The 20,135-nt window shown below is 73.4% G+C and carries 20 protein-coding genes; 3 read left to right on the plus strand and 17 right to left on the minus strand.

Features of this window, described 5'->3' with window-relative positions:
* Positions 1 to 126 precede the first annotated feature (126 nt).
* Positions 127 to 909 carry a S1 family peptidase gene (locus tag ACFXPX_RS37005; protein WP_380523341.1) on the minus strand — a complete coding sequence of 261 codons (783 nt, stop codon included), beginning with the start codon at positions 907 to 909 and terminating at the stop codon, positions 127 to 129.
* A gap of 306 nt (positions 910 to 1,215) precedes the next feature.
* On the opposite strand from ACFXPX_RS37005, the gene ACFXPX_RS37010 reads away from it, so the two are divergent.
* The 3 genes from ACFXPX_RS37010 (at position 1,216) to ACFXPX_RS37020 (ending at position 5,213) form a co-directional block, all read left to right on the plus strand.
* Positions 1,216 to 2,958, plus strand: a complete 1,743-nt coding sequence (locus ACFXPX_RS37010) for a SpoIIE family protein phosphatase (RefSeq protein ID WP_380593589.1) — start codon at positions 1,216 to 1,218, stop codon at positions 2,956 to 2,958.
* 190 nt (positions 2,959 to 3,148) lie between these two features.
* On the plus strand, positions 3,149 to 4,420 hold the full coding sequence (locus tag ACFXPX_RS37015; protein ID WP_380644611.1) for an ATP-binding protein: 1,272 nt from the start codon (positions 3,149 to 3,151) through the stop codon (positions 4,418 to 4,420).
* Positions 4,421 to 4,577: 157 nt separating this feature from the next.
* Positions 4,578 to 5,213, plus strand: coding sequence for a GyrI-like domain-containing protein (locus ACFXPX_RS37020; protein WP_380523337.1), 636 nt, complete (start codon positions 4,578 to 4,580; stop codon positions 5,211 to 5,213).
* Positions 5,214 to 5,217: 4 nt separating this feature from the next.
* Here the strand turns inward: ACFXPX_RS37020 and ACFXPX_RS37025 are convergent, their stop codons facing one another.
* From ACFXPX_RS37025 to ACFXPX_RS37100, 16 genes are all read right to left on the minus strand, one after another.
* Entirely contained in the window at positions 5,218 to 6,120 is a 903-nt protein-coding gene (locus tag ACFXPX_RS37025; protein WP_380523335.1) for an arylamine N-acetyltransferase, read from the minus strand.
* An 82-nt stretch (positions 6,121 to 6,202) separates the two neighbouring features.
* Positions 6,203 to 6,607 (minus strand): pentapeptide repeat-containing protein, encoded by a 405-nt coding sequence (locus ACFXPX_RS37030; protein WP_380398443.1) that lies wholly within the window; start codon positions 6,605 to 6,607, stop codon positions 6,203 to 6,205.
* A gap of 14 nt (positions 6,608 to 6,621) precedes the next feature.
* The gene (locus ACFXPX_RS37035) at positions 6,622 to 7,653 is read right to left on the minus strand and encodes a DUF4872 domain-containing protein (RefSeq protein ID WP_380523333.1); all 1,032 of its coding nucleotides are present in this window, start codon (positions 7,651 to 7,653) and stop codon (positions 6,622 to 6,624) included.
* Complete coding sequence (locus ACFXPX_RS37040; RefSeq protein ID WP_380523332.1) at positions 7,650 to 8,408, minus strand: DNA alkylation repair protein; 759 nt, start codon at positions 8,406 to 8,408, stop codon at positions 7,650 to 7,652. Before ACFXPX_RS37040 ends, ACFXPX_RS37035 begins: the two co-directional genes overlap by 4 nt.
* A complete protein-coding gene (locus ACFXPX_RS37045; RefSeq protein ID WP_380523331.1) occupies positions 8,409 to 9,911 on the minus strand; it encodes a B12-binding domain-containing radical SAM protein in 1,503 nt (500 codons plus the stop codon).
* Between the two features lie 6 nt (positions 9,912 to 9,917).
* Positions 9,918 to 10,790 carry a carbon-nitrogen hydrolase family protein gene (locus ACFXPX_RS37050; RefSeq protein WP_380398453.1) on the minus strand — a complete coding sequence of 291 codons (873 nt, stop codon included), beginning with the start codon at positions 10,788 to 10,790 and terminating at the stop codon, positions 9,918 to 9,920.
* Positions 10,790 to 11,497 (minus strand): class I SAM-dependent methyltransferase, encoded by a 708-nt coding sequence (locus ACFXPX_RS37055; RefSeq protein ID WP_380523330.1) that lies wholly within the window; start codon positions 11,495 to 11,497, stop codon positions 10,790 to 10,792. The genes ACFXPX_RS37050 and ACFXPX_RS37055 overlap by 1 nt, the downstream gene beginning before the upstream one ends.
* Entirely contained in the window at positions 11,484 to 12,872 is a 1,389-nt protein-coding gene (locus tag ACFXPX_RS37060; RefSeq protein ID WP_380523329.1) for a coproporphyrinogen-III oxidase family protein, read from the minus strand. Before ACFXPX_RS37060 ends, ACFXPX_RS37055 begins: the two co-directional genes overlap by 14 nt.
* Positions 12,869 to 13,849 carry an ABC transporter ATP-binding protein gene (locus ACFXPX_RS37065; protein ID WP_380523328.1) on the minus strand — a complete coding sequence of 327 codons (981 nt, stop codon included), beginning with the start codon at positions 13,847 to 13,849 and terminating at the stop codon, positions 12,869 to 12,871. The genes ACFXPX_RS37060 and ACFXPX_RS37065 overlap by 4 nt, the downstream gene beginning before the upstream one ends.
* Entirely contained in the window at positions 13,842 to 14,627 is a 786-nt protein-coding gene (locus ACFXPX_RS37070) for an ABC transporter permease (protein WP_380523327.1), read from the minus strand. Before ACFXPX_RS37070 ends, ACFXPX_RS37065 begins: the two co-directional genes overlap by 8 nt.
* Positions 14,627 to 15,478, minus strand: coding sequence for a carbon-nitrogen hydrolase family protein (locus ACFXPX_RS37075; RefSeq protein ID WP_380523326.1), 852 nt, complete (start codon positions 15,476 to 15,478; stop codon positions 14,627 to 14,629). Before ACFXPX_RS37075 ends, ACFXPX_RS37070 begins: the two co-directional genes overlap by 1 nt.
* Complete coding sequence (mfnA, locus tag ACFXPX_RS37080) at positions 15,475 to 16,656, minus strand: tyrosine decarboxylase MfnA (RefSeq protein WP_380523325.1); 1,182 nt, start codon at positions 16,654 to 16,656, stop codon at positions 15,475 to 15,477. Before mfnA ends, ACFXPX_RS37075 begins: the two co-directional genes overlap by 4 nt.
* Position 16,657: 1 nt before the next feature.
* Positions 16,658 to 17,482: a carbon-nitrogen hydrolase family protein gene (locus ACFXPX_RS37085; protein WP_380593583.1), complete on the minus strand. Its 825-nt coding sequence runs from the start codon at positions 17,480 to 17,482 to the stop codon at positions 16,658 to 16,660.
* A complete protein-coding gene (locus ACFXPX_RS37090) occupies positions 17,479 to 18,447 on the minus strand; it encodes a carbon-nitrogen hydrolase family protein (RefSeq protein WP_380523323.1) in 969 nt (322 codons plus the stop codon). Before ACFXPX_RS37090 ends, ACFXPX_RS37085 begins: the two co-directional genes overlap by 4 nt.
* Positions 18,448 to 18,514: 67 nt before the next feature.
* Entirely contained in the window at positions 18,515 to 19,660 is a 1,146-nt protein-coding gene (locus tag ACFXPX_RS37095; RefSeq protein WP_380644612.1) for a hypothetical protein, read from the minus strand.
* 2 nt (positions 19,661 to 19,662) lie between these two features.
* Positions 19,663 to 20,135 (minus strand): flavin reductase family protein (locus tag ACFXPX_RS37100; protein WP_380644613.1); only part of this gene is annotated, 473 nt, incomplete at its 5' end.

The raw sequence follows: 20,135 nt of genomic DNA on the forward strand, positions 1-20,135 counted from the left end.
GGCCGGCCACCCCCCCCCGCCCGCCAACCCGGCCGCCCCCCCACACGGCGCCGCCCCCCCCCGGGGGTGGGGGGGGCCGGCCCCCCGGTCGGGGGCGCTGTCGCGCCCCCGGGGAGGGGTCGGGGATCAGCCGGCCATGGTGGTCTGGACGAAGTCCTTGAACGCCGTCACGTTGGTGTAGATCGAGGGGTCGACCGCGCAGGTGGAGGAGGAGCCGCCGGCCCGGCTGGTGGCGCCGAGCAGCCGCCACTCGCCGTTGACCTGGGCGATCGCCGGGCCGCCGGAGTCGCCGTAGCAGGCGCCCTGGTTGCTGCCGTCCGGGCCCTGGGGGTTGTTGACGCAGAGCTCGGAGGAGGGGTCGAAGCCCTCGGCGCAGCCGCTCGGGAGCAGGCTGGTGTCGAGCTCCTTGAGCTGGTCCGGGCCGCCGTCGGCGCCGGGCTGCGGGTTCTCCTGGCCCCAGCCGAGCAGCTTGATCGCGGTGCCGGCCGGTGCGCCGTCGGCGATGGCGATCGGGGTGGCCTGGACGGGGGCGCTGAGCTGGAGCAGGGCGATGTCGTTGTTGGTGCTGTAGTTCGGGTGGGGGACGACCTTGGCGAGCGAGGCCACCTCGCCGCCCGAGGTCCGGTCGTTGGAGCCGACCCGGACGGTGAACTGGTCGGCGGTGCCGCCGGCCACGCAGTGGGCCGCGGTGACCGCCCAGGTGGGCGAGATCAGCGAGGCGCCGCAGATGTGCTGGCCGTTCTGCTGGAGCGAGACGATGAAGGTGTAGCCCTGGGAGGCGGCGCCGCCGCCGATGATGGGCCGGCTGGGCAGGGGGGTGGCGGAGGCGCCGGCCGCCGGTGCGGCGAGTACGAGGGCGGCGGCCGCGGCGGCGGTGGCGAGGATTCCGGGCAGGGGGAAGTGCCTCATGACGTGTCCTTGTCCGGCGGCGTGGGGGCCGCCTGTGGGGGATGACGTGAACCTGTCGAACTGCCCGCAAGGCTGGCCCCTGACGGCCCGTCGGGAACATCCGCCACTCGGCGGGGAGAGGGACGACGATCGGAGGCTTGCGTAAACACGCAAATATGCGCGAGGATCGCGCACCCGAGACCGCTCCGAACCGGGCGGCCCCGGGACCGTTCCGAACCGGGCGGCCCGACGGCCGCGCCGTGCGACCGGCCGCGCGCCGTGCCAGGCTGGTGGGGACGGCCGGACTGCACAGGACAGGCGGAGGCCATGGCCGAACCGCAACTCCCGGGCCGCGGGGGAGGCCCGTACGGCCGTGGGGGCGCCCCGCACGGCGGGGCCGGAACCGAGCGCCTGCCCGCCGACCTCTCCTGGCTGAACGAGGCGGGACGGCGGATCGGCACCACGCTCGACCTGCGGCGCACCGCGCAGGAGCTGGCCGACTCCACCGTGCCGAGGTTCGCCGACGGCGCGGCGGTCGACCTCCTCGAAACGGTGCTGCGGGGCGAGGAGACCGAGCGCTGGCAGGGCCCGGAGCCGCCCGCGCTGCGCGCGATGGCGATCGCCTGGATACCGAGCGTGCGGGTGATCGAGGCCGACCCGGTCGGCAGCCCCAGCGTGGTCGGGCCCAGCTACTCCAGGGACGCCCTGGTCACCGGCGAACCGGTCCTGGTCACCAGGACCACCCCGGACGACTACCTGCGGATCGCCTCCACCCCGAGCGGCGCCGCCCAGCTGGCCGCCGCCGGTGTGCACAGCTACCTGGTCGTCCCCATGGTCGCCCGCGGCGTGCTGCTGGGGATCGCCGACTTCGTCCGGTCCGGCGACCGGCCCGGCTTCGACCGGGCGGACCTCGCGCTCGCGACCGAACTGCTCGGCCGGGCCGCCCTGTCCATCGACAACGCCCGCCTCTACCAACGGGAACGGGACACCGTCGTCACCCTGCAGCGCAGCCTGCTGCCGCGCGAGTCCCCGCCGACCCCGGGGCTGGACGTGCACTGCGACTACCTGCCGGCGCTGGACAGCCGGGTGGCGGGCGGCGACTGGTTCGACGTCGTGGCGCTCCCGGGCGGCCGCACCGCCCTGGTGGTCGGCGACGTCCTCGGCGGCGGCCTGCCCGCGGCCGCCACGATGGGCCGCCTGCGCGGCGCCGCCCGCATCCTGCTGGCCCTGGACACCGTCCCCGAGCGGGTGCTCGCCCGGCTCGACCTGGCGGCCCGCGACCTCGACGAGGAACAGGTCGCCAGCTGCCTGTGCGCCGTCTACGACCCGGCCGACGGCAGCTGCGCGCTCGCCTCGGCCGGGCACGTGCCACCGGTCCTGGTCGGCCCGGACGGCCCCGCGCACTTCGTCGACCTGCCGGTCGGCGGCCCGATCGGCGCCGGGGCGATCCCCTACGACGGCACCAGGATCGTCCTGCCCGGCGGGGCCCGGCTGCTGCTGTACACCGACGGGCTGGCCAAGACGCGCCGCGGGGACCTCGCGGCCGACCTGGAGCGGCTGCGCCGGGAGGCCGGCCCGGTGCTCCGGAGCCGCCCCGGGCCCGAGGCGGCGCACCTGGCGCCGGCCGGCCGGTACGACGACGCGGTCCTGGTCGCCGCCGACGCGCTCGACGGCGCGGCGGCCGCCGAGGTGCGGGTGTGGGACCTCCCGGCGGACGCCTCGGCGGCCGGCGCCGCCCGCCGCCTGGTCCGCGACCAGCTGGCCCGGTGGGAGCTGACCGACCTGGTGGACGCGGCGGAGCTGGTGGTCAGCGAGATGGCCGGCAACGCCCTGCGCCACGGGCGCGCGGTCGGGCCGCTGCGACTGCTCCGGCACGACCGCCTGGTGATCGAGGTCTCCGACCGGGGCCCCGACCTCCCGCAGATCCAGCACGCCTCGCTGAGCGACGAGGGCGGGCGCGGACTGCAACTGATCAACGTCCTGTGCCGCCGCTGGGGAGCCTGCCGGACCGCCTTCGGGAAGGCGGTGTGGGCGGAGCTCGACCTGCCCCGGGCCACCCGGCTCCCCTAGGCCCTAGCGGCCGCGCAACCCGCTGCCGCGTACGGTTCGTCCACGGCGCGTTGTCCCGATCGGCGCACGACGGGCCGCGCCCGGCCCGCCTACCTTCTCCGGAACCGTACGAACCGCCCGTACGAACCGCCCGTACGGGCCGTGCCGTACGACGGCGACCGGCGAGCGGCGACCCGAGGGAGCGATGCGCGTGAACTGGCTGATCCACGACTACCGGGAGGAGGACCTGGCCGCCGTCGTCCACCTGATCGACAGCACCGCCGGGCTGGGGCAGGAGTCCGTGTTCCCGCTCGCCGAGTGCATCGCCGCGCTGACCGCACGCCAGCCCGCCGTGGTCGCGGTGCACGGCGGCACGCCGATCGGGGCCGCGCTGGCCCAGGTGGCCGGGACGGGGGAGCGGGCCTGGGTGATGCGGGTGGCGATCGCCCCGGCCTGGCGCGGACGGGGCCTGGCCAGCGCGCTGCTGCGGGAGTTGGAGCGGCGGCTGGTCGAGCTGCGGGTGCGGCGGATCGCCTACGTGCTGCCGGAGGAGGAGCTGCTCGGCGAGGGACTGCACAAGGCCGGCTACCAACGGCGGCCCGCCGCGGCCTACTTCGAGAAGACCGAGCCCGCCGCCGGCCCCGCGGCCGGCACGCTGGACGAGCTCGGCGGGCGGCTGCTGAGCGGGGACCTGTGGGACCAGGTCGCCGGGATGACCGCGGAGAAGGAGCTGATCGAGCGGCGGATCGTGCTGCCGCTCGCGGAACCCGAGCGCGCCGCCCGGCACGGGGTGCGGCCGCCGCGCGCGATCACCCTGTTCGGGCCGCCCGGCACCGGCAAGACCACCTTCGCCCGGGCCATCGCCTCCCGCCTGGGCTGGCCGTTCGTCGAACTGCTGCCCTCCCGCCTCGCCGACGAGGGCAACCTGGCCGCCGCGCTGCGCAGCGCGTTCGCGCGGATCGGCGAACTGGAGCGGGTGCTGGTCTTCATCGACGAGGTGGAGGAGATCGCCCCCGTGCGCGGCGCGGCCGGCCAGCCGGGCGCCGTGCACGGGGTGACCAACGAACTGCTCAAGCTGATCCCGGGGTTCCGCGAGCGCGACGGCCGGCTGCTGGTCTGCGCGACCAACTCGGTCCGCTCGCTCGACCCGGCCTTCCTGCGCACCGGCCGGTTCGACTACGTCATCCCGATCGGACCGCCGGACCCGGACGCCCGCGCCGCCATCTGGTCCCGCTACGCCCTCGGCACCGACCGCGTCGACGTGGACGTGCCCGCCCTGGTGGCCGCGAGCGAGCGCTTCTCGCCCGCCGACATCGAGCACGCCGCACGGCTGGCGGCCCAGACCGCCTTCGAACGGGACGACGCCGTCCCCGGGGCGACCACCGCGGACCACCTCGCCGCGATCGGCACGAGCCGCCCGACGGTGACGGCCGCCATGGTCGAGGCCTTCCGCGCCGACATCGGCTCGCACGCCCGGCTGTGAGCCGGGGCCCGTGACGGCGGGGACCGGTCCCCGCCGCCCCCGGCGGCCGGATTCGCCCGATGGGGGGAACCCGGGGAACCGGGCGCGAGGCCCGCCGTCACGGCTCCTAGGATGGCTCCCGACCGGACCAAGCCGACCGACCGGGAGCAGCGCCGCGATGGACAACTACGACGTCAAGAAGGAACGGCCGGGCCTCTATTCGGCCGGTCGCCGGAAGTTCGAGGTCATCGACGTTCCGCGGATGAGGTTCCTGATGGCGGACGGGCACGGCAACCCGAACACCTCGCCGGAGTACGCGGAGGTGGTCACCGCGCTCTACACCACCTCCTACGCCGTACGCGCCGTCGCCAAGCAGGAGTTGGGGCGCACCCACACCGTCGGGCCGCTGGAGGGCCTGTGGTCCTCCAAGGACCTGGAGGTCTTCCGGACCCGGGAGAAGGACGCCTGGGACTGGACGCTGATGATCGTCCAGCCGGACTGGATCACCCCGGGGATCGTCGACGCGGCGCTGGAGCGGGTGCACCGGACGAAGGACCTCAGCGCCGTGAAGCTGGTGCGGTTCGAGGAGTTCACCGAGGGGCCCAGCGTCCAGGTCCTGCACGTCGGACCGTACGACGAGGAGGGGCCGACGATCGCCCGGATGCACGACGAGTTCGTGCCGGCCCAGGGGCTGACCCTCCGGGGGCGCCACCACGAGATCTACCTCTCCGACGCCCGCCGGGCGCACCCGAGCCGGCTGCGCACCATCCTCCGCCAGCCGGTGGCCCCGGCCGGGGCCACCGCCGCGCAGTGAGCCCTCACGGGCCGCCCATCAGGCTGGAGCGGACGTCGCCGACCCGCGCGGCGAGCCCGCGCAGTTCCTCCGCCGTCAGGGCCAGTCCGAACTCCTCGGTCAGCACGGCCGCGAACTGCCCGTCGTCGAGGTGCTGCCGGCGCTCGGCGGTGCCGTCCGGCCGGACGCGGGAGAAGTCGCGGTTGAGCAGGCGCCGCATCTCGCCGCTGAAACGCTGCATCACGATCAGCTGGCCGGTGAAGGGCGAGTCCGGGTGGGTGGACGTGTAGTAGTTGGCCGCGTCGACGTCGGCGGCCCGCTGCGCCCGGTTCGAGAACGAGTAGAGGGTGCTCCCGGTCGAGGCGTCCGGCGTGTTCCCGGCCGGGGTGCCGGGCACCGCCCGCTCCATCAGCTGCCGGCCCTCCTCGTGGGCGGCGACGGCGAAGGACCAGCCCTCGCCCTGGGTGCTCCAGCCGTCCTCGGTGAGCGGCAGGGGCTCCAGCAGGCCCGCGCCGAAGCCGACGTCGGCCAGCCAGTCGCCGTCCACGCCGGAGGCGAGCAGGGTGAGGTGGGTGCACGGCCAGGGGCGGCCGGGGCGTTCCCGGGGGCGCGCGAGCAGCCGGTCGACCCGGTACCCGAGCCGGTTGAGCACCGCGCCGAACAGCAGCCCGTGCTCGTGGCAGTAGCCGCCGCGGGCGGCGGCCACCAGCTTGCGCTGGATGTCGGCGGTGCTCATCGGGACCTCGCGCCCCAGCACGATGTCGATGTTCTCGAAGGGGATCGACTCGACGTGGGCGCGGTGCAGCCGCCGGAGGGTCTCCCGGTTGGGCTTGGCGTCGCCCAGGTCCGGTCGGCCGATCCGTTTCAGGTAGGCGTCCAGGTCGAGCTGGTCCACGCCCCATTCGTCGGTGGACGAAGTCGCCGTCACTGCTGTCTCCTCCTGCTCGCGTGCTGACGGTGGCGGTCCGCCCCCGGCTCGGGTCCAGGCCGCAGCCGCAGGGGTCGGGGCCTCAGAGGTCCTGCGGCCAGATCGTGAGGAAGTCCGAGATGACGCCCCGGCGCCGGAAGCCCGGGTCGAGCACGGCGCCGGTGAGGTCGGCCCCGCTGAGGTCGGCCCCGTCGAGGTCCGCCCCGACCAGCCGGCTGTTCGCCAGGTCCGCCTGGATGAGGTAGGCCTCGACCAGGTCGGCGTCCTGGAGGTTGGCTCCGCGCAGGTCGGCGGACATCAGGTACGACTCGGTCAGCACCGCGCCGCTGAGGTCGGCGTCCACCAGGTCCGCGCCCCGCAGGTCCGCGCCGTGCAGCCGGGCGGCCCGCAGGTCGGGGCGGAACGGGCCCTCGGCCCGGCGCCGGCGGGCGTACTCGTTCCACCGGTCGGGGCCCTGGGCCAGGATCGTCTCGTCCGCGCTCGGCATGGCTTCCTCCCGCCCTACACGCCGCCGAGCGCGCGCAGCGCCCGCTTTTCCAGGTCCATCGCGGTGCCGACGGTGTCCACCACGGCGTCCACCAGCTGCTGCCGGTCCCCGCCCGGGGTGGCGGCGCCGTCCAGCAGCGCGCGCCCCAGGGTCTGCCAGTGCCGGCCGCTCGCCCGGAAGAGCTCGGCGGGTCCGGTGTAGCGGGCGTCGCCGGAGGCCTCGGCGACGGCGGCCAGGAAGCGCCCGATCATCGGGCGGAAGAGCCCGCCCCCGGTGCCGAAGGTCTCGATCTGGCGGCCCAGGTGCAGCAGTTGGCGGGAGAGCGCGTCGGTGCGCACCACCCGGCCCGCGGCGTCCACGTCGTCGACCTCGCCGAGCTTGGTCCGCGGCCAGGTCGGGGCGGTCGACTGCAGCTGCTTCATCCCGGCCAGGCCCAGGCTCCGGCTGCCGGGCTTGAGGACGTCGCGGCAGAGGTTGCGCACCGCCACCGGTCCGACCAGGCCGAGCTGGGGAGCGCTCCGCCGGGCGCCGAACACGTACGCCTTGCGGTCGGGGTTGAGCGGCGGCGAGTCGCGGCTGGAGCGGGCCGCCTCCAGGTCCGCCGCCGTGACGAGGACGGTGGTGTCGAGCGCCGGGTCGGACACCTCGAACCGGTCGTCGTCGAGGGCGCGGACCACGTTGACGAAGTACCCGCCGAAGGAGGAGCGGCCCTCCAGCCCCCAGTACGGCAGCCGGCCGAGGTCCACCCGCACCATGACGGCCGGGGCCGACTCCAGCAGCTGGGCCAGCCCCTTGCCGGACGCGGGCGCGTGCGCGGCGACCTCGACGCCCATCAGCCGGGCGGCCCGCAGCGGCATGATCGCCTGCTTGCCCACCACGATGTCCGGGGCGCCGCCCCGCGCGGGGAAGAAGGAGAACCCGAAGCCGCCGTCCAGGCCGAACACCACGTCCTCGTCGACCTCGTGGCCGGCGGCCGCCAGGATGTTGCACTGGCACGCCGATTCGCAGTGGATCCCGCGCCGGTGCACGTAACCGCCGGTACTCAAGCCTCCGCCTTCCCGCCGAGGGCCATCAGGGCTCCCCGGGTCTCCTTGTCCAGGCCCTCCAGGGCGTACCGGAAGGTGTCCCGCTTCATGACCGGCCGCCACCGCCGCAGGTAGGCCTCCACCTCGGCCGGGTGGACCTGCGCGGTGACCTTGAGCAGCCACCCGGACCCCTTCTGCACGTACGGGTCCTTGTCGTGCATCAGCCGGGTGCAGTTGTCGAGGACGTGGGCGACCGGCAGTTCGTAGGTGACCTTGCCGACCTTGCGCCGCACGAACTTCACCACCGCCACGTTCGCCGCCCGCCGCGCCCAGGGGGACTCCGATCCGACCCAGCGCGCCGTCCGGGGGAGTCGGTCGAGGTGGCCCAGGAAGTACGGGTAGAGCAGTTTCAGGCACAGGTCGTCGCACTGCGCCCAGTTGGACACGTACCGTTCGAGCCAGCCCTCGCAGCGGTCGAGGAACTCGTCGCCCAGCCCGGTCCGGGCGACCTTGTGCAGCAGCGCGAAGCCGAGCAGCACCTCCTCGTGGTGCTCGGCGCGCGCCAGCACCTCCTCCGCCAACCGGAGCCTGGCGGCCGCGGGGACGTCCCCGTGCTCCCGGAAGAAGTCGCCGGCGAGCGCCACCACCGCGGCGTTGCCGACGCCGAGGGCGCGGATCTCGTGGGGGAAGTAGCGTTGCATCCCCACCGCGAAGTCCGCGTCGCCCCGGGCCGCGAGGGACGCCAGCAGCTCGCCGGCGACCGCTTCCGTGTTCACCTAGACCACTCCCAGGTTGAGCATGACCGGCTTTCCGGTCGTCCGTTTCGGTGCCTTCTCCAACCGGGGCTTGGCGCTCATCACGTAGTCGTACTCGCGCTGCATGTCGGCCACGGTCCGCTTGGAGTGGACCGCGCGGTCCGACAGGCTCTGGCCGCGCAGCCCCCACCACAAGTACCAGTTCCGGTGGCCGAGGTAGGCGTTGCGGACGAAGTCGAGGGTGTCGCGGTCCTCGACGATGGCCGGTTCCACGTAGTACGCGGGGACGAAGGTGCCCTGCCCCTCGGTGAGGATCCCGGCCTTCACCGCCTGCTGCTGCAGCTTGGTGCCGCTCAGGATGCGGATGCCGAGGTTGGCGTAGATCTGGGCCGGGTTCAGGAACCGCTCGGTGAAGCCGATCGACTCCCGCAGCGCGGCCGGGGTCTCGCCCGGGCCGCCGAGGAAGACGCAGTGGGTGTGCTCGATCGGACTGGCGGTGAAGAGCCGGTCCACCTCCAGCACCTTGGCCATGTCGAAGCCCTTCTGGAGGTCCGCCAGCGCCTCGTCGGTCAGCGCGTCGGTGCCCAGGTCGACCCGGATGCAGCCGGCCGCGGCGAGCAGGTCGACGAACTCCGGCGTGACCGCGTTGGGGGTCAGCTGGCAGTACCAGGCGACGTCCAGCTTGGCGCGGATCATCTCCGCGCAGACCTCCGAGGCGTACTCGATCGGGAAGTTGAAGGTCGCGTCCACGATCTCGAACTCACGGACGGCCGGGTTCTCCGCCATCGCCCGCTGGATCTCGCCGACCACCTCGGCGGGCTCCTTGAACCGGTTCCCCTTGCCCTCCGTCTTGCGGATGATGCAGTACGAGCAGTAGAGCTTGCAGCCCCGCTTGGTCTGCAGCGTCTCGATGGCCGGCTGGTGGTCCCGGGTGAGGTCGGAGGCGGCCGAGACCCCCTCCTCGAAGTACCGGGGGTCGTAGACCGAGCGGTCGGGTTCGAGCGCCCCGAGGTCGAACGCGGAGTCCGCCGGGTTCTGCACGAAGTGCCCGTTGCCGTCCAGGTGGCACAGCCCGGAGATCTCCTCCAGCTTCCGCCCGCCGCCCTGGAGGTGCTCCATCAGCTGGACGATCCCGGCCTCGCCCTCGCCCGCGATCCCGTAGTCCGGCTGGGCGTACTCGAAGAAGGCCAGCGGTTCGACCGAGAAGCCCGAGCCGCCGAGGACGACCTTGGCCGAGGTGTACTTGCGCACGCACTGGACGATCTTCTCCGTCATCGGGCCGAAGAAGATCGGGTCGACGAAGGTCAGGTTGTCCAGGTTGCGGACGGCGATGCCGACCACGTCGTACCGCTGGGAGGTCAGCCGCTCCCGGACGGCCTTCAACTCCCGGGACTCCCACAGCAGGTCGAGCACGTCGACCTGGTGGCCGGCCCGCTTGAGCGCGGCGCTGATGTACGCCATGCCGATCGGCAGCGCCGGTCTCGGCACCCGGATCTTGTTGGTGGAGATGAGCAGTACCCGCATCGCCGGTCACTCCCCCCCGCCGCTGGCGGGCCGGGCCCGGTCGTCGAGGGCCGCCCAGTAGGTGGACGGCCGGAGGTCGTGCCGCAGGGTGGCCTTCACCCGGTACCGGCGCATCCGCTCCAGGTCCACCCGGACCACGCCGACGCCCTCGCCCTCCTCGATCAGCACCATCCGCTCGTCGCCGTCGACGAAGTCGAAGCGCTCCGCCTCCAGGAAGAGCGGGTCGGCCAGGACCTGGCTGCGCCCCATGTAGCCGAAGCCCGCGTACAGGTTGGTGCCGACCCCGGAGGCGAAGGCGAGCACGCACTCGGTGTCCACCGCGCGGACCGGCAGCCGCAGGTTGGCCACGTAGGCGAACATCTCGGGCACCAGGGCGGAGCAGACCAGGACGTCGACGCCGCGGCGCAGGTACTCGCGGGCGGCCTCCGGGAAGTTGATGTCGTAGCCCTGGAGGAGGCCGATCCGCCCGAAGCCGACGTCGAACACCGGGTACTCCGAACCGCCGGCCAGGTAGCGGCTCTCCAGTTCGTGGCAGTGCACCCGCCGGTAGCGGCCGAGGAGTTCGCCCTGCGGGCCGGTGAGCACGGAGGTGCTGTAGTACTTCCCGTCCCCGCCGCGCTCCAGCAGGCCGGCCACCAGGTGGATGCCGTGCTCCCGGGACAGCTCGCACAGCCGGTCGGTCTCCGGCCCGGGGATCGGCACCGACACGTCCGCGACTTCGAGGATGTTGCCGGAGGTCAGGTAGGCCTCCGGCAGGCAGACGAGGTCCGCGCCCTGCTCGACCGCCTGGGCGACGAAGCGCTCCGCGCGCCGCTGGTTGGCGGCGTTGCGGCCGAGCTTGGACTCCATCTGCACGACGGCGATGGTGACGGCCGCCATCACGGGGCCACCGGGTCGAGCGGCCGGGAGGAGATCACCAGGCCGAGGTCCTCCTCGACCACCTGCCAGCCGTCCAGGCCGGCCTGCCGGAGCAGCTCCGCGACCTCGTCGCGGGTGTAGCCCGACTGGAGCGAGCGCATGAACTGCTCGCCGCCCTCCTTCACGAACTGGAGGATGAAGGTGATGTGCCCCTCCTCCGCGTGCCGGTTGATGTCCTCGATGATCACCACGCCGTCGGGCTTGCAGATCCGGGCGCACTCCCTGAGCGTCTCGACCGGCCGGGACCAGCGGTGCAGCGAGGAGAAGGAGAACACGATGTCCGCCGAGGCGTCCGGGAAGGGCAGCCGGCTCAGCCGGCCCATCTCGAACTCGACGTCGCCGGCCGCGTTCGCCCACACGGCCAGGGTCAGGTTGTCCTCGGCGACCTCGACCAGGTTCTGGATCTCCTCGACCCCGGACACCGCCAGCTCCGGGAGCCGGCCGGCCACGTGCAGCGACAGCAGCCCGGTGTTGAAGCCCACCTCGACGAGGTCGGTCATGCCCTCGCGGACGTTCGCCGTGATCCGGTCCGTCGGCCGCTTGTACGCCATCAGCGCCGACCGGCGCATGCCGAGGTCGTAGGCCCTCGTCCCGTCGAGGTCGGCGTACGGCGCGGTCTGCGGGACCCGCACGCTGAGGTCCAGCAGCGGCGTCTCAGTGGTGCTCACAGGCGTCACCCTTCTGCGGGGAACCGGAAACGACGGTCAGCGGGAGCGTTCTCATCTGCGGGTTGATGAAGCCCGTGATGTCCGCCCCGAGGTGCTGCGGGTAGCGCCGGAACTCCGGCGAGTAGAAGGCCTTGGAGATGTTGTCCAGGTAGTACCAGCCCTTCGGGCCGGTGACCTCGATCCCGTCCTCCCGGACGGTCACCAGGCCCTTCCCCGCGAGGTCGGCGATCTCCTCGCGGAACATCTCCAGGAAGTCGACCCCGTGCAGCCGGCGGAACCGCTCCCGGTCGACCCGCCCGGCCTTGACCCCGAGCACCATGGACCGCCGGATCGACTCCGACCTGGTGATGTGCTTGCCCATGGAGATCGGCAGCCGGCCCTCCATGACGGTCTGCACGTAGCGGCCGATGTCGGGCTCGTTGAAGTACCAGTGCTCGCGCAGGTGTCCGGTGGCGGTCGGGCCGAGCGGGATGATCGGCACGTCCTCGCTCCACGAGGTCTCGCCGTACTTCGGCTGGAACCCGGGCTTGGCGAAGCAGTCGCCGTAGTAGCCGAGGAAGCCGGCCGCGGTGAGCTTCTCGGCGGCGAACAGGAACATCTCGTCGACCAGCGCGCGTTCGGGCACGGGCGGGAGCTTGCGGCGCTTGGTGGAGATCTGCGCGAACTCCATGTAGGTGTAGAAGGAGACGCAGGTCACCCCGAGCTCGATGGCGACGTCGAGGCTGTACTCCCAGCTCTCCATCGTCTGCCCGTTGATGCCGTGCATCAGGTCGATGTTGATGTTCTCGTAGCCGCAGTCGCGCAGCAGCCGGATGCTGTTCTTGAGCATCTCCGGGTCGCTGGGCCGGCCCAGGCTCTTCAACTCCTCCTCGACGAAGGTCTGGACGCCGAGGCTGATCCGCCGCACCCCGCGGTCCAGCAGCACCCGCGCCTTGCGCTCGCTGATGTCGATCGGCGTGGTCTCGATCGAGAAGTCCGCGTCGGGGGCGGTGTTGAGGCTGCCGAACAGGTGGCCCAGGAGCTCGTCCAGCTGGGGCGCGGTGAGCGAGGTCGGGGTGCCGCCGCCGATGTACCCCAGGGTGATCACGTGGTCCTGGACGTACGGGCGCTGCGCGTAGAGCGTGATCTCCGCCTTGAGCGCGTCCAGGAAGGTCCGGGTCAGGTCCCGGTCGGTCTGGAACTTGATGTACGGGCAGGAGAAGCACAGCCGGTTGCAGAACGGGATGTGGACGTACACGCCCATCTGCTCCCGGGCGAACACCTCCTCCTCGGTCACCGCGACGTGCTTCGTCGGGTACTGCCGCACCCACTCGTTGTCCCGTTCCGGGTACTCCTTCCAGAACGGCATGCTGGTCGTCGTCGTGGAGATGCTCATGTCTGTGTCCCGTTCCCTTCAACCTGCTCGACGATGGATCGGACGACCTCCGCCAGCGTGGGCGAGCCGTACGACGCGGAGCGGAGCGCCAGCCCGTCGGCGTGGGCGCGGGCGACGAGTTCGCCGAGGGCGTCGGGCCGCGCCCCGCCGGACAGCTCGACCGTCACCCCGCCGTCGACCGGCCGCACCGCCCCGGCCGGGCCGTCCGCGGCCGCCGACTTCGCCGCCCACACCCGCAGTTGCTCGACGTCGGAGTCCGCGAAGGCGTGCAGCGTCAGGCTCGACCGCCCGCCCGACAGGACGACCTCGGCGAGCGAGGCCTCCTTCACCTGCTGCCCCTGGTGGAGCATCACCACCGAGTCCGCCAGGGCGACCAGCTCCTCCCGGTGGTGGCTGGCGAACAGCACCCCGGTGCCCTCCGCCTTGAGGCCCCGGAGCAGGTCCAGGACCGTCTCCTGGGCCGTCGGGTCCAGCCCGGTGGTCGGCTCGTCCAGGATCAGCAGGTCGGGCCGGTGCGCGACGGCGCTGATGATGTGCAGCTTGCGCTGGCTCCCGCCGGAGAGCCGGCGCACGTACTGGTCGACGTACTGCCCCAGCCCGGCCAGGCCGACCAACTCCCGGTAGCGGCCCGGGTCCGCCCGCCGGAGCCGCAACTGGTGCCTGAGGTAGGTCTCCACGGTGACGCCGTCCGGCAGCTCCTTGGCCTGCTGGACGTAGCCGAGGTGCCGGCTGGCCCGCCCCCAGCTGCGCGGCGGCGTACCGCAGATGCGCACCTGGCCGGCGGTCGGCTGGAGCAGCCCGGCCAGCAGCCGGATCAGCGTGGTCTTGCCGGCCCCGTTCGTCCCGATCACGGCGACGCCCTCCCCGGCGGCCACCGAGAAGTCCACGCCGCGCAGCGCGAAGGCGGAACTCACCCGGCACTCCAGTCCGGAGACCGCCAGCACCGGCACCCCGGCGTCCGTTCGCGACTCAGCCACGTCCGATCCTCCTGCGGAAGGCGTAGGCGGCCAGCGCGCAGCCCCCGACCGCGTACACCGCGGTCAGTGCCAGCGTCAGGCCCGAGGGTGACGGCCCCTGCCCGAGGGCGGCCCGGAAGACGTCGACGTGCACCGAGAGCGGCAGCCGCTCCATCACCTTCCCGAGCCAGCCCAGGTTGCCGAGGGGGAAGAAGATCCCGGCGAAGTACATCAGCGGGATCACGATGATGTTCACCACCGCCGGGAAGGAGATCTCCGTGGTGTACGTCGCCACCAGGATCCCCAGCGCGGCGAAGGCCAGGCAGCCGGCCAGGAAGTCGAACACCAGCAGCCCCGGCGAGTCGATGCTCGCGTCGAACACCGCGACCCCGAGCACCAGCACCAGCGCGAACTGGAACAGGCACTTCACCACGACGCCGATGAGCCGGGCCAGCAGGAACCCCGAGTAGGACAGCGGGGAGAGGATCAGGTCCTCGATCGTCCGCCGGTTGCGGTCGATGATGATCGTGTAGCCGACGGTGTAGGTGCAGCTGAACATGATGCCGGCCGCGAGGATCCCGGGGAAGACGAAGCCGAAGTAGTTGGCGGCCCCCACCGAGGGGCTCCCCATCTGCTGGGTGGCCGCGCCGAAGGCCAGCACCATGGACACCGAGGTCAGGAAGGTCGACACCGCGAACAGGCGGTTGTCGAAGAACTGCCGCAGGTCGATCACCACCAGCCCGAGGACGTCGGTGAACCAGTTCGGCCGCCGCGGCCGGGCCGCCTGCACCCCCGCCATCAGGACCGCCCCCCGTACCCGGTGGTCCAGGTGGACCGCAGGTCGTCGTGGAACGGCAGCCGCTCGCGGACCTTGCGCTGCGTCCGCAACGGGATGTCCGCCTCGATGACGGCCTCCCTGGCGCCCCGCTCCACCTCGGCCAGCACGTCCGCGTCCGGGGGCTGCGCGGCGTCCTGCACCAGCCCGTTGACGATCATGCTGCGCCCCAGGTAGGGCATCATCGCGAAGCGGTTCTCGCCCGCACCGCTGGCCAGCACCAGGGCGCACTCGGCGTCGGCGGCGCGGGCCCGGCAGATCGACCGCACCTGGTGCGAGAACGGCGCGAACAGGGTGGCCACGCAGACGATGACGTCGACCTCCTGGAGCAGGTACTGCCGGCTCGCCTCCGGGAACCGGAGGTCGTAGCCGACCAGCAGCCCGATCCGGCCGACCGGGGTGTCGACGACCTCGCCGGGCGCCCCCGGGGTGATGTGGTCGGCCTCCCCGGCCCACACGCACGGCCGCCGGTACCAGCTCAGCACCTCGCCCGAGGGGCCCACCAGCACGGCCGCGTCGTAGACCTCCCGGCCCTCGGCCAGCAGCACCCCGGCGGCGATGTGGAGGCCCAGGCCGCGCGCCTGGTCCACCAGGAACTCCACCACCGGCCCGTCGGCCGGCGTGGCGTCCCGGCGCAGTGTCGGGAAGTTCAGGCCGGTCGCGAAGTTCGCCGGCAGGCAGGCGAGTTCGGCCTTGCGCTGGGCCGCGGTGGACAGAAGTCCGGCGGCGCACTTGAGGTTCTCGTCCGGCTCGCCGGGGGTGATCCGCATCTGGAGCGCGGCGACCCGGGTGTTGCGCGTGCGCAGGAAGCTCACGGGTACGCCACCTCCGCCGCCACGTCCCGCCGGGCCCGTTCGAGCACGGGCAGGAACGCGTCCACCATCTCCGTCGTCACGTGCCGGGCGACCACCAGCCGCAGGGTCTCCACGAAGCGGGTCGAGGTCGAGGCGATCCACCCGAGCTCTTCGAGCCGCTCCGAGATCCGCGCGGCGTGCGGCATCCGCACCACCACGATGTTGAGCTGCGGTTCGACGAACAGCTCGTGGCCGGCCTCCCGGAGCCGGGCCACCAGGTGGTCGGTCACCTCGTAGTTGTGCCGGGTGACCGCCAGGAAGCCCGAGCGGCCCAGGTGTTCCAGCACGGCGTAGGTGGCGACGGCCGCGCTGCCGGGCCTGGTCCCCAGCAGGGTGTGGTGGGTCGGGGTGTCCTTGAAGAAGGAGTCGAAGGCGAACCGCTGCGCGCCCTCGGGCTCCCGGAACAGGATCACCCCCGCCGGGACGGGCGCCAGCCCGTACTTGTGGGGGTCGATGGTGATCGAGTCCACGCCGTCCACCGAGAAGTCGAACCGGGGCAGCTCCCGGCCGAGTTCGCGGGCGAAGGGGATGATGAACCCCCCGGTGGCCGCGTCCACGTGCAGGTGCGGCCCCAGGCCGGCCAGCCGGGACGCGATCGCCTCGACGTCGTCGACCACCCCGAACTCGCTGCTGCCCGCGGTCGCCACCACGGCGACGGTGTGCTCGGTGACCTGCCGCAGCACCTCCTCGGCGGGCAGCCGCAGCGAGTCGTCGACGGGCACCACGACCGGCGTCAGGCCGAGGATCGCGAAGATCTTGGCGAAGGAGAAGTGCACCGTGCTGCTGACGATCACCTCCGGCCGGTCGGTGAGCCGCCCGTCCGCCCGGGCGGACTCGCGGGCGGCGGCCATCGAGAGCAGGTTGGCCTCCGTCCCGCCCGACACCAGCGTCCCCGAACCGGTGGGCCCCCCGAGGAACGACAGCAGGATCCGTACCACCTCCCGCTCGATCCGCTTCGTCCCGCGGAAGATCCGGACGTCCCCGAGGTTGGTGCGGGCGGCGGCGGCCGCCATTTCCACGGCCAGGGGGTGGGGTTCGGTACAGATCGAGTTCAGCACCCGGTTCCAGGGGACGTCGTCCTCCAGCTCCGCTGCGATCCGGCGCCTCACCTCGGAGGCCGACAGGCCGACGTGCTCCACGTCAGCTCACCCGCTCACGGTGGTCCGCGCCGGTGCCCGGGGCGGGGCCGTCCGTCAGCGCCGCGTACAGCTGCGGGCGGCGGGCCCAGAGCCCGAACCAGAGCGTCTGCTGGAAGCGGAGGTCGGGCTCGCGCAGGTAGCGGATGTGCTCGACCTCGCACCCGGCCTCCAGCAGGCACTCCTCGGCCCCCGCCCGGGCCAGGAACCGCTCGGGCATCGCGATCGCGCTGGAGCCGGCCGAGCGGGCGCCCAGCGCGCTCGCGAAGGCGACCGCCACGGTGTTGAGGGTGGCGATGCCCCAGACCGCCGCCGCCTGGGCGGCCCGGTTGCGGCCGTCCAGCGAACCGGCCACCAGGAGCAGCTCCGCGCCGTTCAGGCACTGGATCCGCGGCGGCTCCACGAGCCAGAAGTCCGGCCCCAGCAGCACCCCGACCCGGCCGGACTCGGTGTCCACGACCGGGAAGTCGTCGCCGGTGCCGGTGCTGCCGTCGGCGAGGACCGCCCGCCGCAGCTCGACCCGGACCGAGCCGTCCGGGTCGAGCAGCCGGGCCACCTGCTCCAGGCCGCCGCCGGCCGCGGGCTCCGCCCACGAGCCGGTGAGCACGTGGGCGCGGCGGGTCCGGGCCAGCTCCGCCAGGCGTTCGAGGGCCTGGTCCCGCAGCCGGGAGGGGAGTGCGCGGACGCCGTCACCGACGGCGAAGGCGTTCTCCGGGAGCACGACGAACGACGCCTCCGGCGTCACCCGGCGCTCCAGGTCGGCGAGCACGGCCTCGACCGTCGCCGCCTCGTCCGCCCGGCGCGCGTGTTGCGCGACGATGATGGTCACGAACCAGTCCTCTCGCCCGAATCCGTCGGACCGGCGCCCCGGTCCCGGCCGTCCGCCCCGCCGGTCGGGGCGATGGCCGTCCGCAGTTCGGCGGCCAGGTCCCGCCGGGCGCCCACGTAGTCGCCCAGCAGCGCCCCGTACGCCTGCGGCCGCCGCATCCCGATCCAGCGCCGGCCGTCGCCGGGCGGGGAGCCCGCGTCGCCGGGGTCGGCGCCGTCCGGGTCGAGGTCGACCACCAGCACCTCCGGCTCGTCCGTCCCGGCCTGGGCGATGACGCCCTCCGGCCCGGTGACCAGGCTGGTGCCGGCGAAGCGGACCTCCACCAGGCGGTCGCCGCGCTTGCCCCGGACCACGCCCACCGAGCTGGCGTAGACGATGTTCACGTCGTTGAGGTAGGCCGCCGAGCTCAGCGCGTTCACCATCAGCGACTGGTTCTGCAGCAGCGTCCCGCCCGGCACGAAGATCGTCCGCGCGCCCGCCACGGCGAGCAGCCGGATGACCTCCGGGATCCAGAAGTCCGAGCAGACGGCCACCCCGACCAGCCCGAACTCGGTGGTCATCACGCCCAGCGACTCGGCCTGGCGGCAGACGACCATCTCGTTGCCGAACGCGTGCGCCTTGATCGCGCTGTCCGCGACGACGCCCTGCCGGTCGATGAACAGCGAGGTGTTCCGGTACATGCCGTCCCGGAGGTCCTCGACGATCGAGCCCAGCAGCACGTTGGTGCGCAGCCCGCGGGCGAGCTCCCGGAAGCCGTCCACGATCCGGCCGGGGATCGGGGTGTCGGTGCGCCCCCTCAGGTGGTCCTGCCCCGGCATGTACCACGGGGGGCCGAGGAAGAACTCCGGGAAGCAGACGACGTCGACGTCACCGCCGGCGCAGACCTCCTCGACCGCCCGGAACGCGTTCTGCAGACCTTCCGCGGGATCCTCGACCCAGAGGGTCTGTACCACCGCTACCTTCATGTGCGTCGCCTCCTCAAGGGCGCCATCGGTACCTCGGGCTCGCGCCGGTCCCACCACCGGAGGCGGGTCATGACGTCACGGCCTCCCAGTCCTTCGCCTCGACGATCCGGACGTCGACGTCGATGCCGAGGCCGCGACGGACCTCGGCCTCCACCGCCTGCCGCAGCACCTCGTCGGCGGCGGCCGCGGCGCCGTCCGGAACCGCGCAGGTCACCGTGAAGCCGCCGGGCCGGAGCTCGGCCGCGAAGTACGGGGCGAACTCGGGGAAGCCGAAGACGATCCGCTCCACGTCGACCGCCGAGACCGGGCCGGACGCCGAGCCGACCAGTTCGGCCACCCGGCCGAGCGGGGCGAGCACCGGGCTCCGGGCGCCGCAACCGCAGCCGCCGTCGGCCGGGCCCAGTTCCACGAACTGCCCGGTCGGTTCCGCCGCGCCGTTCGCGCCGTTCGGGGCGTCCGGGGTGTCGGGGGTGTCGGGGGTGTCCGCCGTCCCGAAGGCCAGCAGCAGCTCACCGCGGAACGCCGCCGGGCCGTCGGCTCCGGGGGTCCGGACCGCCGCCCGCAGCCGGTGGTCGCACAGGTGCAGCGCGCCGGCCGCACAGGGGACGGCGACCGTGGGCGTCGAAGCGGTCCCGTAGAGCTCGGACGCGTCGGCGCCCCACAGGGCCGCCACCCGCTCGCGGCGCTCGGCCGAGCTGGCCTCGCCGGTGGTGACGACCAGGCGGACCGCGGAGTCCGCCGGCCGCTGCCCGCGCGCGACGGCCAGCGCGGCCAGCCTGGCCGCCACGGTCGCCGAGCAGACCAGCACCGTCGCCCCGTACTGCCCCATCAGGTCGAGGACCCGCGGCAGCGGGCAGATGGTGTCGCTCGTGCCGACCCCGATCACGGCCGCGCCGACCAGCTCGATCGCGCGCTCGACCTCGGCGCCGACGAAGGACAGCTCGTACGGGACGGCGACGATGACCACGTCGTCCTCGCTCAGCAGGCCGTCGAGGCAGCGGGCCAGGTCGATCTGGTTGCGGACCCACTCGTCCCGGGTCAGGAAGGCCGGGTGGGTGTGCCCGGCGGCGTCGGACCACTCGCCGTAGCGGGCGCGGGCCGAACCGCGCCAGGCCTCGGCCCCGGCGCGCGGGCCGGGTCGGTGCGCTCCGCCGTCGCCCGGCCCGAGCAGGCCGAGGAAGTGCTCGTAGATCCCGGAAGCGGTCGTCGCCACGGTCACACCCCCGTGCCCTGGTCGTCCGGCGTCCGCCACCCGTAGTCCTGGAGCGCGCCGCCGGGCCCGTCGGTGCGCAGCAGCGGCGCGCACCCGGCTGCGGGGTTGACGTCGACGCCGAGGCACTTGGCCAGCACGAGGTCGTGGTCGCCCATCCGGTAGGTGCCCTCCAGCCGGCATTCGAGGACGGCGTAGGCGCCCGCGAGGTGCGGGCTGCCGCTGGACGTCGGGGCCCACGGCAGCGCGGTGAAGCGGAGGTCCGGCCTGGTCCGGGAGAACCTGGTGCCCAGCTCGCGCTGGTCGTCGGCGAGCACGTTGAGGCAGAACGGCCGCCCGTCGGCGAGCGCGGACCAGCTCGAACTCCCGGACGCCACCACGAAGCCGAGCAGGGCGAGTTCGCCGGAGACGACGGTCAGCGAGCCGATCGCGAGTCCGTACGGGGTCGGGCCGTCCTGCTCGGGGTGGTGGCGGGTGC

Origin of the sequence: Kitasatospora sp. NPDC059146 (assembly GCF_042786665.1) — a bacterium.
GTDB lineage: Bacteria > Actinomycetota > Actinomycetes > Streptomycetales > Streptomycetaceae > Kitasatospora.